Origin of the sequence: uncultured Roseobacter sp. (assembly GCF_947491795.1) — a bacterium.
Classification (GTDB): domain Bacteria; phylum Pseudomonadota; class Alphaproteobacteria; order Rhodobacterales; family Rhodobacteraceae; genus Roseobacter.
The window spans coordinates 94,643-109,112 of the sequence record NZ_CANLKW010000001.1; the positions used below are offsets into that span (position 1 = coordinate 94,643).

The 14,470-nt window shown below is 50.8% G+C and carries 17 protein-coding genes and 1 pseudogene; 8 read left to right on the forward strand and 10 right to left on the reverse strand.

The features are described 5' to 3' along the window. Positions 1-40: 40 nt before the first annotated feature. The 5 genes from Q1A34_RS00505 to Q1A34_RS00525 form a co-directional block, all read right to left on the reverse strand. Entirely contained in the window at positions 41-1,678 is a 1,638-nt protein-coding gene (locus tag Q1A34_RS00505; protein ID WP_300029256.1) for a type IV secretory system conjugative DNA transfer family protein, read from the reverse strand. 4 nt (positions 1,679-1,682) lie between these two features. Then, positions 1,683-1,979, reverse strand: a complete 297-nt coding sequence (locus Q1A34_RS00510; RefSeq protein WP_300029259.1) for a hypothetical protein — start codon at positions 1,977-1,979, stop codon at positions 1,683-1,685. Continuing rightward, complete coding sequence (locus Q1A34_RS00515; RefSeq protein WP_300029262.1) at positions 1,976-2,350, reverse strand: hypothetical protein; 375 nt, start codon at positions 2,348-2,350, stop codon at positions 1,976-1,978. Before Q1A34_RS00515 ends, Q1A34_RS00510 begins: the two co-directional genes overlap by 4 nt. After that, positions 2,347-2,889, reverse strand: coding sequence for a hypothetical protein (locus tag Q1A34_RS00520; RefSeq protein WP_300029265.1), 543 nt, complete (start codon positions 2,887-2,889; stop codon positions 2,347-2,349). Before Q1A34_RS00520 ends, Q1A34_RS00515 begins: the two co-directional genes overlap by 4 nt. A gap of 108 nt (positions 2,890-2,997) precedes the next feature. Then, the gene (locus Q1A34_RS00525) at positions 2,998-4,098 is read right to left on the reverse strand and encodes a hypothetical protein (RefSeq protein ID WP_300029267.1); all 1,101 of its coding nucleotides are present in this window, start codon (positions 4,096-4,098) and stop codon (positions 2,998-3,000) included. A 166-nt stretch (positions 4,099-4,264) separates the two neighbouring features. On the opposite strand from Q1A34_RS00525, the gene Q1A34_RS00530 reads away from it, so the two are divergent. Both Q1A34_RS00530 and cutA read left to right on the forward strand, forming a co-directional pair. Further along, positions 4,265-4,858, forward strand: a complete 594-nt coding sequence (locus tag Q1A34_RS00530; protein WP_300029269.1) for a YgjV family protein — start codon at positions 4,265-4,267, stop codon at positions 4,856-4,858. A gap of 216 nt (positions 4,859-5,074) precedes the next feature. Beyond that, positions 5,075-5,383 (forward strand): divalent-cation tolerance protein CutA, encoded by a 309-nt coding sequence (gene cutA, locus Q1A34_RS00535; RefSeq protein WP_300029271.1) that lies wholly within the window; start codon positions 5,075-5,077, stop codon positions 5,381-5,383. An 80-nt stretch (positions 5,384-5,463) separates the two neighbouring features. On the opposite strand, the gene Q1A34_RS00540 is transcribed toward cutA, so the two are convergent. Then, complete coding sequence (locus Q1A34_RS00540) at positions 5,464-6,213, reverse strand: hypothetical protein (RefSeq protein WP_300029274.1); 750 nt, start codon at positions 6,211-6,213, stop codon at positions 5,464-5,466. Continuing rightward, a complete protein-coding gene (locus Q1A34_RS00545; RefSeq protein ID WP_300029277.1) occupies positions 6,210-6,500 on the reverse strand; it encodes a hypothetical protein in 291 nt (96 codons plus the stop codon). Before Q1A34_RS00545 ends, Q1A34_RS00540 begins: the two co-directional genes overlap by 4 nt. A 242-nt stretch (positions 6,501-6,742) precedes the next feature. Here Q1A34_RS00545 and Q1A34_RS00550 point away from each other — a divergent pair, with 242 nt between their 5' ends. Further along, complete coding sequence (locus Q1A34_RS00550; protein ID WP_300029280.1) at positions 6,743-7,297, forward strand: recombinase family protein; 555 nt, start codon at positions 6,743-6,745, stop codon at positions 7,295-7,297. A 191-nt stretch (positions 7,298-7,488) separates the two neighbouring features. On the opposite strand, the gene Q1A34_RS00555 is transcribed toward Q1A34_RS00550, so the two are convergent. After that, complete coding sequence (locus tag Q1A34_RS00555) at positions 7,489-8,052, reverse strand: hypothetical protein (RefSeq protein WP_300029283.1); 564 nt, start codon at positions 8,050-8,052, stop codon at positions 7,489-7,491. Between the two features lie 232 nt (positions 8,053-8,284). Here Q1A34_RS00555 and Q1A34_RS00560 point away from each other — a divergent pair, with 232 nt between their 5' ends. From Q1A34_RS00560 to Q1A34_RS00580, 5 genes are all read left to right on the forward strand, one after another. Next, positions 8,285-8,707, forward strand: coding sequence for a hypothetical protein (locus Q1A34_RS00560; protein WP_300029285.1), 423 nt, complete (start codon positions 8,285-8,287; stop codon positions 8,705-8,707). A 70-nt stretch (positions 8,708-8,777) separates the two neighbouring features. Continuing rightward, a complete protein-coding gene (locus tag Q1A34_RS00565) occupies positions 8,778-11,885 on the forward strand; it encodes an ankyrin repeat domain-containing protein (RefSeq protein WP_300029287.1) in 3,108 nt (1,035 codons plus the stop codon). 144 nt (positions 11,886-12,029) lie between these two features. Then, entirely contained in the window at positions 12,030-12,248 is a 219-nt protein-coding gene (locus Q1A34_RS00570) for a transposase (RefSeq protein ID WP_300029290.1), read from the forward strand. Continuing rightward, the gene (locus Q1A34_RS00575) at positions 12,215-12,445 is read left to right on the forward strand and encodes a transposase (protein ID WP_300029293.1); all 231 of its coding nucleotides are present in this window, start codon (positions 12,215-12,217) and stop codon (positions 12,443-12,445) included. The genes Q1A34_RS00570 and Q1A34_RS00575 overlap by 34 nt, the downstream gene beginning before the upstream one ends. A gap of 605 nt (positions 12,446-13,050) precedes the next feature. Then, positions 13,051-13,392: an H-NS histone family protein gene (locus Q1A34_RS00580; RefSeq protein WP_300029295.1), complete on the forward strand. Its 342-nt coding sequence runs from the start codon at positions 13,051-13,053 to the stop codon at positions 13,390-13,392. 172 nt (positions 13,393-13,564) lie between these two features. On the opposite strand, the pseudogene Q1A34_RS00585 reads toward Q1A34_RS00580, so the two are convergent. Together Q1A34_RS00585 and Q1A34_RS00590 are read right to left on the reverse strand one after the other, a co-directional pair. Then, a pseudogene (locus tag Q1A34_RS00585) lies at positions 13,565-13,750 on the reverse strand (hypothetical protein); the annotation flags it as partial. A gap of 222 nt (positions 13,751-13,972) precedes the next feature. Next, a complete protein-coding gene (locus Q1A34_RS00590) occupies positions 13,973-14,224 on the reverse strand; it encodes a hypothetical protein (RefSeq protein ID WP_300029298.1) in 252 nt (83 codons plus the stop codon). Positions 14,225-14,470: the final 246 nt, after the last annotated feature.

Below are 14,470 nucleotides of genomic sequence, written 5' to 3' on the forward strand. Positions count from 1 at the left end.
CTCTCAGCGATTTCATTTACTTGCAATACTGATGCACGCATCACGCATATCCTTCTATGAACGAATACAGACGGTTACGATATTGCGGGTAATCGGCAAATTCCTTGGGCACATTCCGGGCGACGACCTTGCGGGGGCGCTGTCCCCATCGGGTCTGCACACGCACATGTGACACAGGGGGATGGTAGGGATTAGGATGGTAACGCCCTGCCATGAACCGCTGCAGCCAGTATGGTTGACGCTCGGCATAGATAGGCCCCGAGAGCCCATCCATAAAGACATACATGCGATCCTGAGGTGTGGTCAGAACCTCGTCTGGATTGCGCAAGTATCGGCGCTGCAGGCTTAGATGGCGGGCCTCATAGCTCTTCTGACGAATGTTCTGGATCATCTGAAACGGATCGCCGCCTGCCAGCAGAGATTTTATCAACTGATGAGTCTCCAAGGCGGCCCGACCTTGCTGGACCGGATCATCATAATCCATCGTGGCAGTGCCCAGCATCTTTGAGAGCATTTCGGCTGAGAGCAAATCCCGCACCGAAAAATACATTTGCAATCCGGCACTCGACAGGATGATATCCCGGGCCTTTTTCCCGAGATTTTCCATTTGAGATGCCGTCTGGAAAACAGCCAGCGGACGGCACCCTATACCAGCGCCATAGCTGAACAGGCGCGGTACCAGATCATAGTTGGTCAGCTGGCCGCACTCATCCAGGATAAGGTTGATGGTGGGGGCCTCCGGTTGGCGTGATTTTTGAATCATGACGCCTGTGAAAATGGCCTTGATGACAGCGGCCCATGCTTCAACGGTTTCCACGCCGCACATTACGTAGAGGTGCATAAACTTTTCTTTGCTACACAGATCGCTCAGGGCTAAGTTGTAAGGCGGGGAGACGGACTCCATCAGTACTGGATCGCTCAGACAAGATATCGACTTGAAAAGCTCGCCCAGTATTCCTTTTGAGCCACCACTGGTGTCACTGCGTGAGGCATGAATTTCTTCCTCAACACGCAGACAAAACGCGATCTCAGAAAAACGCATGTCGCGTGCAAATTCTTTCCACGCCGTATTGTTGAGTGGGATCAAATTGATGGTGTCATAGAGATCCGGCAAGGTCAGAACGCCCTTTGACTTCACAAGTGTGAGACAAATCGCTTCGAGATACTCGCGCCCCCGCAACTCGAAATACTCGCTGTTAGCGCTTCCGGATTTTGGGATCAGGTTTTCGGCAAACACTTTGACGTCCGCAAAAAGCGTTGGGTTGGACCACGTGAGATAATCAACCGGATTGAGCCGATCCTGAGGCATGCCATTCAGTCCATTTGGGTTCCAGTAGCGGCAGTGTTTCTTATCAGCGGTTTGGTTTTGGCTGACAGATGACAACTCGCCCTTTAGATCCAGAATGACTGCTGAAGCTTTACTGGCAATACCCGCGCACAGGTTCTGGGCAAGAATGGTCGTCAGCTTGCCCGACCTGGCCCCACCGATCAAAACCGCCCCGCCATTACCATTATAAAACAGAGGCTTACCGTCAAGAAGACCGCAATAGATGCCGGTTTCTGTTTGATGAAATACACCCTTCTTTCTCAGTTCATCTGATTTGACAAAATTCGCGCCGCCAAACATGGTCGTGCGACGGTCATCAGAATTCTTCTTCAGCCCAAATGGGAAGCTCATGGAATTAGTCCTTTTTGAAGAGGGAAAGAATGCGCAGGGAAATTGAGAGCCCAACGACAGAAAAGATCAGCCCCAGCGCGCTGCGCACGACGGCAAAGATCAGGAAAGCAAGTAGCCCTTGCCAAAGCGGCAGTACCCAATTCAGGTACTCAGCGCCAAAGCCGTCGACGATGTGAGGGATGACCCATGGTTTGCTCGCCGCATTGGCAGCCGGAAACCAGACAAAGGCAGCAATGAGCGCGGCGACTGTACTCAAAAGTTCAATCGCACGCGCAAAGCCAGATGAGACCCCGCCGCTCATTTGGGTGTTTCCGGCTCTTGGGTTTGCATCGCCCACGAAATCTCGCGCCGCACCTTATTGAGGTGCCCGTAGGTACCCCAGATCATGCCAGACAGCTCAGATCCACGCAGGTCGCGGCTGAGAAGCTGTATTTGCCCAGTCAACAGGCCGATCAGCGGTGCGATCAGAACAAAGCACGATATAGCCGCAATCTCTTCAGGATGGAGAAGATCGACAAACGACCAGCCAAATCCCAACCCACCGACTGAAAAGAGCATGCTGCCCGCCAAAAACGGGCGGCGCACTGACACAACGCTAAGTTGAGACAGCATGTAGCTGTCCCGATGCGTTTGTACCGCGCGGCCCGTGATTTTCACTTTCCCGAAGATCATTGGACCGCCTCCGCAAGACTTGCGCAATGCGGTTTGACGAGCATCTGACGTAGCTCTGCATCAATCCCTGTTACGCTGGCAAGGGACACCTGACGGGCGGTGCCCGCATAAAGACCAAGCTGCCACCAGTTGTCTTGCAAATATGTGCTGGAGGCGCAGTCACAGCGCGATTCTGCATGTCTGGCGATTTTGGCGCGCCGCTGTTCTGCCAGCACTTTTTTCCTATCGTAGGCCTCCTTTTCCAGTTTAGCGGTCTGTCCATTCAGATCGGGATTGCCAAAGATGTGGCAAAGCTCTTTCGCCTCGACCCCAAGAATACTCACCGTATCATCGCAGTGCATGGTGGGGGTCTTGCGCTCAAACTTATCCGGCACCGGGGCCTCGGCCTTGAGGATCGCGGGGCAGAGCTGTGGCCAATCGGCCTTTTCAATCATGCGCGCGCCCATGATCTGCCCGGCTACGATGCTGGCGAGGGCGAACGCGCCAATCGCCAGAAGGGCATTACCGCTGATCGGCATGCTGTTTGTGTCAATTGCCATGAGGGTTCTCCTGATTGCATGGTTTCGGTTCCCGAAACCTGCACGCAAAAAAGCGCCCGCATGGGAGGATTGCGGGCGCTTTAGCTGGCTTGGAATATGAAGGTTGGACTAGTCGTCGACGCGTTTCACACGCTGGCGGTAGGCGAACAGAGTGTAAAAAAATAATACACTCGGGAACACCAATTCCACGACCAGTATTATCAGCGCCAAGGGAAGGAAGTGAAAGATATACCCGAATGTGTCAGATACGCCTGCCTTTGCCGGAAAGCTCGGTGGGGTACCAGCTTGCGTCTCAGCTGAGTTTATCACCGCTGAGAGTGTCCGAGCATGCCCACGCATAATGTCCGTCATTTTTTGAGAGGCTTCCTCATTGCGTGGGACAAGCGCCCCCTCACGCAGGTCTTCTGCATAGGCCGAAATCAAAGCTGTGGGCACCGCCTGTTGCAAACGGCTGATTGTTTGTCCGATCTCGTTTGTGATTTCCTGCAACTGGCGGCGACGCTCCGCCGGGCCAAGATCCTCTTTGCCGATGATGCCATTGAATTCGGACTGCAGACCCGCAAGACGCCCCTCAGCCGCATTTCGGGTCTGCTTCAGTTCCAAAACGGCCTGTGCCACAGAAGCAACCTGCTGCTGTTTGCTGCCAATCGTTCTGGATGTTGGACCTTCACCGCTAACGCCTGCGTTGCTGATGCAGCCCGCCTTGATCTCGCATGCGTATTTTGCGGATAAGTCCGATTGGATCGCTCCTAAAATGGGCGCTACCTGAGCTGAGGTTTGCGCGGCTCTGACGCTGTCATCGGCATAAACGCGCAATTCTTCTCCATACTGCTCATACTGGAGAGTATCGGTTTCATCTTTGACCAGGCCGCCAAAGGTGGCTGCGAAGAGGCCGATCCCGACAACCGCGATTGAGCCAATGCTGACAGCGCCTGCCAAAGGGGTTCCAATTGCTGTTTGCAATGCGCCGCGTTCAATCGCGAGGCGGTTGATACCATAGGCAATGCCTGCGGCGGAAAGTGCGATCATGCTGGATTTGAGATGCCCCAAAAATCCCTCGGCCCCGATCAGGTCAGGGATCGCCAGTCCCGCCAGAATACCTGAAATTGCGGGTCCAGCCACGAGCAAGACATCCGTGTAGGGTGGTTTGTCCTTTTTACGAATAGCGATCAGATCGCCGTCATCGTTGTTCGAAGTTTTACGTGCCATTGTGTTTGCTCCTTTGAAGTGGAACTTCAAAGTGGACGTTGCGCCACTGGTTAACGGGCGTTCTCCGGGCGCTTTGGCGAAAGAAGATGGCCGCATTCTCAGCAGCTTCCATCGACAGGCCTGTAACGACGGCGGTTACTTCTTCCTTTTCATGAAATGACGTTTGATGTTGGAAGATGCCGCGCCACCCAAGGTAAATTCTGTGGATTTCTCAACTAGCGCCCTGGCATTTAACACCTTTGAGGACTTCGGTCGGTTGTTGCTCTCACAGCTATTCTCGCTGTGTGCATTTGCGCTTGGCATATGGGCAATCAACACTCTCCCGAGAAACATTATGCTGCGCCGATGGTCCTACTCAGCCATGGCGAATGCCGTTCATCTATTGCTGTTGTCAGAACCAGTTGGCGCGGGCGCTGCATTGATTACGTCGATGCGGTTTTTTGCGGCATCTCTTCTCTCTGAAAAGTCTTTTTGGAGCGTCCTGGGACCCTCATTCTTTATCGGGATCGGCATTTCCTCTGCTTGGTTGACACAAACGTTGGACAGTTCGCTGTTGTCGAAGCTTGCCTTTCTGACAGGAACCATTGGGAACTTTTTCCAAGATGTCCTCATGGTCCGCTGCTTTATGGTGGTCACAACCGCGCTTTGGTTGACCTACAATGTACTGATTGTTAGCCCGGCGGGGATGATGTCTGAGGCCTGTTTCCTGATTTATCATCTTTTCAAGATTAGGCAGATTATCTCCGGCAACACATCATAAAAATCCTGGCAGGCCCCAAGCGTTTAACCGCAGAACATTCAAGCTAACTTACTCTGATTCCAGCCGCTGCTGATTTCCCAGCAAATTTCAACACTCGCTTTGTGGCGGCGGGCGAATTGCGGTCAGTTTAGGTCTTCCCAATTCTGAGAAACTCAACCATCTTGCAGAAGCTCTTTTGTGTAAATCCCGAGCACGTCCGGCGCAGGAGATTTTGCAGTGATTATACTCCATACCAACTGCCCCGATTTGGAGACAGCGCGCACAATTGCGGCAGCGCTCGTCGAGGCAAGATTGATCGCCGCAGCGAATATCTATCCGGAGATTGAGAGCCAATATATCTGGAAAAATGAGCGCGTCCAACGAACTGAAATTCCGCTCATTCTAAAATCACGCGCTGCACTCATACCTGCAATTGAAGCCAAGCTGGCAGAGTTGCACCCCTATGAAACGCCGGCAGTTCTTGTTCAAAAGATGGATTATGTCAGCGCCGACTATGCGGCTTGGGTGGAAGAACACACGACATGAGTTTTGATGTGCATTCCCTTACAATTGATGAACGGAAATCTGGCGAGCGCGTCGTCAACCATTCCGATTGATCATCGGGCTTACTTACCCTGTGTCATGCCTGTGAGATCAAATCCTGTCGGATCAAATGAGTTTGACATGTTCTGACCGCCGATGTCTGGGTTCGCACGATAGGCCGGATCGGACGCTGGCAGACGGGACCGCACGGCATCCGGCACATTGCTTGTCATCAGATCATCAAGCTCGGCAAAGTCATCATCGCTGAGCCCTCCCTGATCAATCAATGTCTGCGCCTGATCAAGTTTGGTTTGGTACTCAATGAGATCGTCGCGCTCTTTGTTCAAAGCCTGTTTTTCTTCCCATGTGGCTTCCCAGACCTCCAGACTTGGCCGATAATCCTCAATCGAATTGGGGTCTAGTTCGCTGGCGGGAACAATCGCGCCGAATTCATCTTCAACGCGGACACCATCTTCTGATTTGAAGACGCGGCGGCCATCCGGCAAGACGTAAGCATCTGACAGCAAGCGGTCGATGCGAAGCTGAACTGCATCCAGCCGCTCCTGATTTTCCAGCAAAGCTTCAATTGTCAAGCTGTGGTGGAGGCTGACCCGATCATTCAGCTCCTTGAGCCGAACGGCGTATTTGGTGTCTCCACCAGCCAAAATGGCAGTAAGCAGTTTTGATGTCTCTGCCAGCTCTTCTTTGGTTTCATCCTCGCGCTTGTCGATCCGTTCATTCTGACGGCGAAATCCCTCTTCTCGCAACTTGTCCGCTGCATCCGATTGCGAATGCCGTGCAAGTTCCAGTGCTGTTTCAAAATCTGCCATCATGCATCGCACCTCCTGCGGATCAGCGCATCCACAATCGCTCCCGGCGCGCGATCCTGAAATTTCGCGAACGCTGCAAGGATGTTGTCGTAGGATTTCTCTTCTTCGTAGAACCAATGGTAGATGCAGCCTGTTGTTTGTGTTTCGCTGCCATCAATGCGCGCCCGTGTTTGCGCAATGCCTTCGACAATGCCGGAGATAAACGGAAAGCGGGCATCCGGCTCCATTTCAAGTGCCACGTATCCGGCGGTCAGATCGGCGGCGTGCGCAGGTGTTGTTGCGCCGACCATCAAGCCAAGCAGCACTCCTGCTGACCCGCGCTTCAAACAATCTTTCGAAAACCACATAAACGACGGTTTTTGTTGAGAAATTTGTACTACGCTATTAATTAAGGTATGATGAAGTTACAGCCGGAAAACTTGAAGAATTCGCTGCAAGGGGCAGAGCGAAAATCGGATTCCGGCGGGACACTTAAGGGGTCCCTATGGTTGCGTTCACATGCACCTGCATGCGATGCGCAAAAGCTCAAACGATGAAAACGCTCGGCTATCTTCGCATCAGCACTCAGGACCAAACCGTGGATCGTCAATATGATGCGCTAGCTGATCTGTGCGATGAAGTTTTTGTTGAATGCGCATCCGCAGCGACGTTGAAGCGTCCGGTTTTCGAGCGGGTGTTGAGCGAACTTACAAAAAGCGACACGCTTGTGGTCCTTGATTTGGATCGCGCGTTTCGGTCGGTCATTGATGCGTTGCAGACAGTCGAGGATTTGCACAAACGTGGTGTTGCACTCAAGATCGTAAATTTACAAATGGATACCACAACCCCAGCTGGTATGCTGTTGTTTACAGTTCTCTCCAGCTTTGCCGCGTTCGAAAGGCAGATAAATTCTCAGCGCACCCGTGAGGGCATGGCTGCAGCTAGGAAACGCGGCAAGCCTATCGGCAGACCGCCTAAATTGACTCCAAAAGATCTAGCAGATGCGCAACATCGAATTCAGTCCGGCAGGACCATCAAACAAGTCGCTGCCAAATACAATATGGCCCCATGGTCGCTTACGCGGGCGATCCGACGCCTGAACTCCTGACAATGCACCAGTGCTTGGCAAACAAACGACTCCCAGCTCATAGCCTTGCTCTCTATCTATTGTGTGCGATTACTGCCTCGACACTGAACTTCCGGGTCTGCAGCTGCTAAATACGCAGGAAAAAGATCTAACCTAAAGACTACCATTCGACGAAAGGGTCCCCTCAGCAAGCGAGCTGAGGGGGCGCTTATTTAATCTCCGTCGCGCTCTGGTATTTGCCTTCGCGCCCCGACATGAATTTCGACTGCGAAGTCAATAAACATAATCCTTGGCACGACATGCTGATCAAGACGCCGCGCTGGGGCCTCGTCAGCGCAAAGCAAGAACTTGTTCATTGTACCCTTAACGTCTTCGCCAAAAAGATCGCGCATCTCGAAACTGATCTCCCCCCAATCATAGGACGGAAAATTCTTTTGACGCCACGTATTGAGCGAAACTGACGTTGAGAGGAATCTAAAGCCCCAAAACTGATACGGACGAAGTGCATCAGGGTTCAGCCATTCGTCCTTCACGTTGAACAGGTCACCACTGTGGTTTTGGTAGATTTGCTCTACGATCCAATCGTAAGCGGCTTCCCCCGTTAGTCCTTGAGCACGCAGGTACCATGCGAGTGCTTGTCTGTGCTCCCGTAGATGAAGACAGCGATCCGACTTGGCAAAGAGGTTGCCTGTGTAGCTCAGGATCTCTTCGGTTTCGTTGGAAATTGCGTTGATTTGTTGCATTGCCAGTTCGGTAATGATTTTTGCGATTGTCATTTCAGATTCCCTAGAAATCCAAAACGACGGGCCCGTCGCCAGCACTTCAGACTGGAGGCGAACCCTCAAATCCCAGTGCTGGAATTCATTGAACAGGTCTGGGTGGGGGAAGTCTTCCGCTCAGTTCAGCGGAACACAGGCGGAAGGCGGCGGAATCGGTGGAATTTGCGTAACTATATGTAAAGTATAATAAAAAAGTTGTAATTGTGAGGCAGCTTTGATACATTGAACTGTGAGCAACGAGGAAGTTAGAAATAGATCAGACGTATCGGCGGAACAGGTTTTTGTCACAAAGACCTATGTGCGAACCAATGGATTCATATACAAAGAGACAACCCTGAACGGCTCGTTGCATGCCGGGCCGCTGGATGAGCCGTCAATGGCAACTTTTGATCCAGAAGGTAACCCAATACGGCATATGTGGCATGCGTTCGGAGAGGAACATCGGAGCGATGGCCCATCTTGCGTTGTTTTCTTTTCTGGGTCCGAAAACCGGCGAATTGAAGAGTTCAAAATCAACGGCGAGCCAAGACCTGAGGCGGATGGACCCTTCCGCATAAGGTACTCGCCCGATGGTGAGGTCATGAAGAACGAATATTCAGAAAAAAGCAATGACCCTTTCACACCAGACATTGGACTTGACCTTGAGCAATAGAACTTGAACTTTGTAAGCGATGGATAGTCACTTCATGGTCACATAGGTATAAATTCCAATGCCATTTCGGGTGAATTTTGAGCTGGATGAGTTTGCAAAAATAGTTTCCCTTCTGTTGGACGACAAAACTGACGAAGAAGCTTATCAGAGAGAAGCTGGCCGAGTCGCCAAGAAAGCACGAGATAAGTTCTTCAAAGGCATAAGACCCGCAAAAAAGAGAGCAGAGCTTTTCCCGGGCTGGCTGGATGATGTCAGCCGACTTGAGTTCTTAGGAAGTTATTCTCGGGACCTGTATGAACGTGCCCGGGACAAATTCAATCATAATATGATTGGCACTCTTTCAGACAATAAAGCCAACGCATTGCATTGCGCATTACTGTTGCATTTCCGTCTGCATTTGTTTGTTTCGCCAGAAGATCGAGAATTTGCCGATGACTTAGATCGTCAGGTGTTTGGTGGTCAAACTTTCGAGGACTTCGTTGGCAAGCCGGTCTTTAAGTTTAACCCTGACACATACTTTGAGCCTCCCGCAATGGCGGCACCTATGTCCCATCCGCCATACATAAGCGCGAAAGAAGTGGAATATCTTCTGAACAAAGATATCAACCATGGTGTTTGGCTGAATCCGCACAATCACTTCAGCATCCCGCTTGAAGGACGCGACAATGAGCAAAAGCGCTTAACACAGTTCATGCTCCATGATGCTGCGTTCCGGGTTCAGCCGGTTATCGCTCCTTCAGGAGCCGGAAAAACAAGACTTATTTCCGAATGGATGAAGCCGTATTCACCGAGATTCAATCATCAGACCAGTTGGGAGGCCGGATTTCTTGTCTCTGATGGCAATGACTTGGCACGTAGCCCAGAGCCATGGAAGAAGTGGGATATCAGCAAAAATACACTTATTGTTATCGATTACACCCATGCTTTCGACGAGGTTGTGAAAGCAATTGCGAGGCGCGCGATCCGGCGAACGGACGGAACCGATCATAAAATCCGCCTGATCGTTGTCGATCACGTCATGCCAGTACTGTTGGCAGATGATTTCTTTTGGCGGCAGTTTTCTGGCGGACATCGTGCAACGATGGACAGTTTTGAAGCGCGCTATCTCGAACAAACATTAGTGCTACAAAGTGAAAAAGATCAATCAGACCTATTGCGCAATATCATCGCCGCAAGTGCAAGCATTGGCAATGAAATAGTTTCCAGAAATGATCCGGTTGTGTCCGATGCGCTGCACCATCTCGACCGAATTGGGCATGAGCAAGGCAACCGGGACGCTGTTCGACACCCACTCTTTGCCGCACTTATGGGGCGGGCCATCCGAAAGGCCAGTGGTGCGCCGGATTATTCAACTTGGTCGAGACGGGATCTGGTAGATCAGTATTTTGAAAGCAAAGACCGGTTACCTTGGAGTAGAGAAATGTCTTCCGACGTGCCTAGCGTATCTAGCCGCAATAGCACAGGTCTTTATGCAGGGGCGGTGGTGTCGGCGGCCACATTGCGGCGCGGGATCAGCCGTCTGACGATAAAAAAGTACTTACCGGTCAACGATGAAGCAATAATTCAAATCGCCCAGCGGGTAATTTCGTCAGACAAGATCCATGAAATTGGCCCGTTTCTTCCTGATATCCTTGGTGAAACTTTTCTGTTGAAGTTTCTTGCTGCAACAGAGGAGCGGCCCGAAGTTTTTGCAGTTTTTCTGTCTTTGCTAGCGAACTCATCGGTCAACGCGCAGGAAATAAGTCGAAACTTCAGAGAAACAATTGATCGACTAGCCCGCAATTTGGCAGCCGACGACCCTGACAACCCCGATGTTCTTGAGAGTTGGCAGCAGCTTTTGAAACTGCTCGATCCCAATATCTTCGAGGCGGACAAACCCCTCCGCACTTATGTGTCCTACGTGATAGCGGACGTGATCACGCACTTGGACGGAGTCGTGAAACGCATGCCAAACAGAGAAAAAAACGGCGTCGTATTGTACGCTGAGTACTTAGCCCTGAAATCACAATTAGTACAGCTGGTAGATTCGGAAGAGCTGTGTTCCAAACCTTCGCAGGATAACTTGCTAAATTGGGTTAGGACGGTTTTCAAATTTTTTGAGTGTATCGAGTTTGAGGATTCCGAAAAATATGTTCAACAGATCGCGGTCGTCGCGCGGGTCTTTGCACAGCGAAATTCTAAAAACTGGACTGCAAGCATACTTGCAGCGTCTGAAGGACATCTTCGAATCTTGAAATTTCTACTTTCGCACACTGGTGAGGATGTTAATCACGTTGATACTTCTGGAGTCAGCGCCGTGGTGGTTGCATGTGCTAACGGCCATTTTGAAGTTCTGCGCCATCTGCATATGGAAGCAGGAGCAGATGTCCATTTAGCTACAAACTTTCGCTCTACAGCGGCAATGCGGGCTGCTCAGAATGGTCATCTGGAGGTCTTACGGTATTTGCATGTTGAAGCCGGCGCCGACCTTGATATGCGAAGTCTTTTGGGACATACAGCAATGGTTCTGGCTGTTCGAAACGCAAACTTGCAAGTCTTGCGCTATCTTCATAACGAAGGCGAAATCAATATATATGCAGTCGATTGTTACGGCTACAATGCAGCGATGATTGCGAGCCTTAGAGGGCATTTAAACATTTTGCAATACTTGCATATCGAAGCGAATTTTGATCTTGAGGCGGTAAATTATTCTGGCACAACAGCAGCAATGATGGCGGCAGGAGATGGCCATTTGGAAGTCTTACGTTATCTTCACGAAGAAGCGAAGGTCAATCTAAGCGCTGTGGACAATATCGGTAGAACGGTTGCAATGCGTGCTTGTATGACAGGTCATTTTGATGTTGTGCGCTATCTTCATAAAGAAGCAAATGTCGATTTTTGCGCCAAAGATTACTCTGGCCGTACAACGGTGATGGAGGCATGCGTCTTTGGTCATTTAGAAATATTGAAATATTTGAGTAAGGAAGTTGAAGTTGACTTCGATGCGGCAGATGATGACGGGATGACGGCGGGGTTGATTGCAATTCGATATGGCCATGTAAAAGTATTGCGAAAATTCTTTAATAACAAGATAAGCCTTGACGTGGAGACACATCAGGGTGAGACCGCCATGAGCATAGCAAAAGAAAATGGGCATCGCCATGTTGTAGAATTTCTTATTGAGCAGGGTATTAATTGAGCAGGCGATTTAATATCACTTTCTGGAGCAAACCCTCTGACTTCCAGCGGCCTCGCTTTGGCGTGGATCAAAGCGCATATTTCCTTACCGTCAGAAAAATGAACCATAGCCGGGTCGAACGCTCATTTTCCCGAGGCCAAGGACATGCAATACGACACCTGCAGCCGCTGTGTTTTTAATTACCGTTATCACATCGTCTGGTCGACCAAGTTTCGCTTCGAGGTGCTTCACGGAGACGTCCGACCGCGAGTCCGCCACATCTGCCGCAAGGACTGCCGTGAACAGGGCGTCGACATCATCCGCGAGTGCTCTCTGCTGACCATATCCACATGTTCATGCCCGTGCCGCGCAAACTGGCGGTGAGTTACTTCGTGCGGCTGATGAAAGGCCGGTCCTGCCACAAAGTGCAGTGCGAATTTCCCCTGCTCCGCAAGCGCCGCTGGGGAAGACGCTTTTGGGGCCGGGCATACTTCTCAACGACCAACGGCGCCATTACCGAAGATATCGTACTTGAGTACGTGAAGCAGTATATCGACGACCTTACCGCCGCCAGCTACTAGTGGTTTTCAGTTGATTGTCTAAACCAAGGGGTGTGATCTGCTCCTCCAAACCTAGGTCCTTTTCAAGCGCTTCCTAGGCTACTCTATCCTTCTATTGACCCGTTGGCCGGAAGGTGATGCTGACAGACATCACCGAAAGGGGCTTTTTTGATCTCGTTCCTCTGCCAACAGACCACGGTTGACCTTGTCGGCTGTACTTAGGCGTAGCCACAGAGGTAGCAATGGAGCGGCTACGTTGCAAATTGCCTCGTTTATGAATGATCAGCACAGGCTGCAAGGTGTGTACGGGTAGTACCCGCACCCCTTGGCAAGGGAGCCCGCTGCGCGCTCCCGTTGCATCCCTCCGGCTAGAATTCACATAGAGTTTTAGGCTTGCTTGTGCTGAAAGTGTCGATACGAATAGTTCCGAATAAATATGGCAGCCACAATTTCAGTCATTTCGGTGCTTACATCAATTGCTCACTATGCAATCAGCGGTGCTATCGACAAAACGGAAACTACGTTGCCATTGAAAGACTATGGAGAAAAGTAGGTTTCGATGTTGGGGAGTTTCTTCCCGCCGTAGTCTGTGATTTAACAAGATCGAAAACATGAGGACAGCAACGATGAAATTCGATCTCAAAAACTTGACGCGAAAGCAACTCGAGAAACTCCGTTCCGATATTGACATCGCTCTTGAAAAATTAGCGGAAAGAGACCGTAAGGCCGCACTTATTGCCGTCGAAAAAGCAGCGAAGGCTCATGGTTTCACTCTTGCCGAGATTGCAGCGGATACAAAGCCTTCCAAAACCAAGCGCAAGGTTTCATCGAAAGCCAAGCCGGTGTCGACCCCGAAGTATGCCAACCCTGAAAACAAATCTCAGACTTGGAGCGGGAAAGGGCGCCAGCCGGAATGGTTCAAGACAGCGCTCGCATCGGGGACAAAAGCCAATCAACTGTTGATCTGAGGATCACGTCCCTCACCAGGCATTCGCTTGACTATCCTGGTGCTGCGGACCGTCAAAGCCGCCCATCGCTGCAACTGCGAAACAAAATGTGATGCAATCTGGTTGTGGTCTGTGGGCAACGCGGACATTGTAAACACGTAGCAAGACTTCGTTTGTACATGCGCGCGCTACTGCACAGCTCTGCATTGCTTTCTTCGCCACGCATTCCATCCAGTACGATCCGAATCTTCTCTTCGCTGGAAAACTGCTTGCACATGGAGCGCCAGAAGTCTTTTTCCACCTTCCCGCCGGGGCTCTTCGTTATTTTTCTCGTCGTCCACTCCGTGATCGTGATGATGAGCAACAAACTCTCGACCATTGAGTCGTCCTATTTTGTTCCAGAGGTACCGACATCAGCCAAATATGGATTCACGAGAGCCCTGTGCGCTAAGGAATGCAAAAAAAAGAGCCGCATCACTGAGGACACGGCTCTAATTCGAAACTTCGTATTTTTTAGGTCTCTGTGCACCGCTCATACCAGATCAGGTTCCGCTTTTTGTTGTCGTTTTTGGGTTTGCGGAACTTGTCTTTCTCCACGTCTTCAAGTTGGCGGGCTAACACTTCGAGTTCTCTCGGCTCCTCTCGCTTGCGGGGAAGTCCCAGCAGGCAAGCTCCGATAAATGGGGATTGAATTGGCATCGTTCTTCTCCTTCAATGATTCTTTCAATTGCGCTTTGAAATCCTCCGACGAACCGTCTTCGTTATTGGACAGAGGCTTCTTTGGCAGCAGAAACGACCACAGCGTTTCCGTTGCATCTCGGAGGTTCTGGTTCTCCACAGTAGTTTTTGCCATTGGGTCTCCTTTCCTTAGTGTTGAACCCGACCTAAACATACCGCGAATCATCCACACTTCCGAAACTTGACTTTGGAAAATTGCTTTGAATCAGTCAGTTAAACGATCAGATTTCTTGCATGATCTGTGGATAAAATGTGGAGAACTTAACTCTGCTCTCTCGGTCAAAACTCCACTAACAGGATTTCTGGTCACGCCTGGGTGATTGCTCCCACAACTGCGCATGTAGCTAGGAAATCATGATGT

What these genes read in the sequence shown, in the direction of transcription:
- Q1A34_RS00540 (WP_300029274.1), bottom strand. Translation starts at nt 6,213, where the DNA reads ATGATGGCAGATTTTGAAACAGCACTGGAACTTGCACGGCATTCGCAA.
- Q1A34_RS00590 (WP_300029298.1), bottom strand. Translation starts at nt 14,224, where the DNA reads ATGGCAAAAACTACTGTGGAGAACCAGAACCTCCGAGATGCAACGGAA.
- Q1A34_RS00525 (WP_300029267.1), bottom strand. Translation starts at nt 4,098, where the DNA reads ATGGCACGTAAAACTTCGAACAACGATGACGGCGATCTGATCGCTATT.
- Q1A34_RS00505 (WP_300029256.1), bottom strand. Translation starts at nt 1,678, where the DNA reads ATGAGCTTCCCATTTGGGCTGAAGAAGAATTCTGATGACCGTCGCACG.
- Q1A34_RS00545 (WP_300029277.1), bottom strand. Translation starts at nt 6,500, where the DNA reads ATGGTCGGCGCAACAACACCTGCGCACGCCGCCGATCTGACCGCCGGA.
- Q1A34_RS00510 (WP_300029259.1), bottom strand. Translation starts at nt 1,979, where the DNA reads ATGAGCGGCGGGGTCTCATCTGGCTTTGCGCGTGCGATTGAACTTTTG.
- Q1A34_RS00570 (WP_300029290.1), top strand. Translation starts at nt 12,030, where the DNA reads ATGCAATACGACACCTGCAGCCGCTGTGTTTTTAATTACCGTTATCAC.
- Q1A34_RS00530 (WP_300029269.1), top strand. Translation starts at nt 4,265, where the DNA reads ATGTTGGAAGATGCCGCGCCACCCAAGGTAAATTCTGTGGATTTCTCA.
- Q1A34_RS00555 (WP_300029283.1), bottom strand. Translation starts at nt 8,052, where the DNA reads ATGACAATCGCAAAAATCATTACCGAACTGGCAATGCAACAAATCAAC.
- Q1A34_RS00515 (WP_300029262.1), bottom strand. Translation starts at nt 2,350, where the DNA reads ATGATCTTCGGGAAAGTGAAAATCACGGGCCGCGCGGTACAAACGCAT.
- Q1A34_RS00520 (WP_300029265.1), bottom strand. Translation starts at nt 2,889, where the DNA reads ATGGCAATTGACACAAACAGCATGCCGATCAGCGGTAATGCCCTTCTG.
- Q1A34_RS00580 (WP_300029295.1), top strand. Translation starts at nt 13,051, where the DNA reads ATGAAATTCGATCTCAAAAACTTGACGCGAAAGCAACTCGAGAAACTC.
- Q1A34_RS00550 (WP_300029280.1), top strand. Translation starts at nt 6,743, where the DNA reads ATGAAAACGCTCGGCTATCTTCGCATCAGCACTCAGGACCAAACCGTG.
- Q1A34_RS00575 (WP_300029293.1), top strand. Translation starts at nt 12,215, where the DNA reads ATGTTCATGCCCGTGCCGCGCAAACTGGCGGTGAGTTACTTCGTGCGG.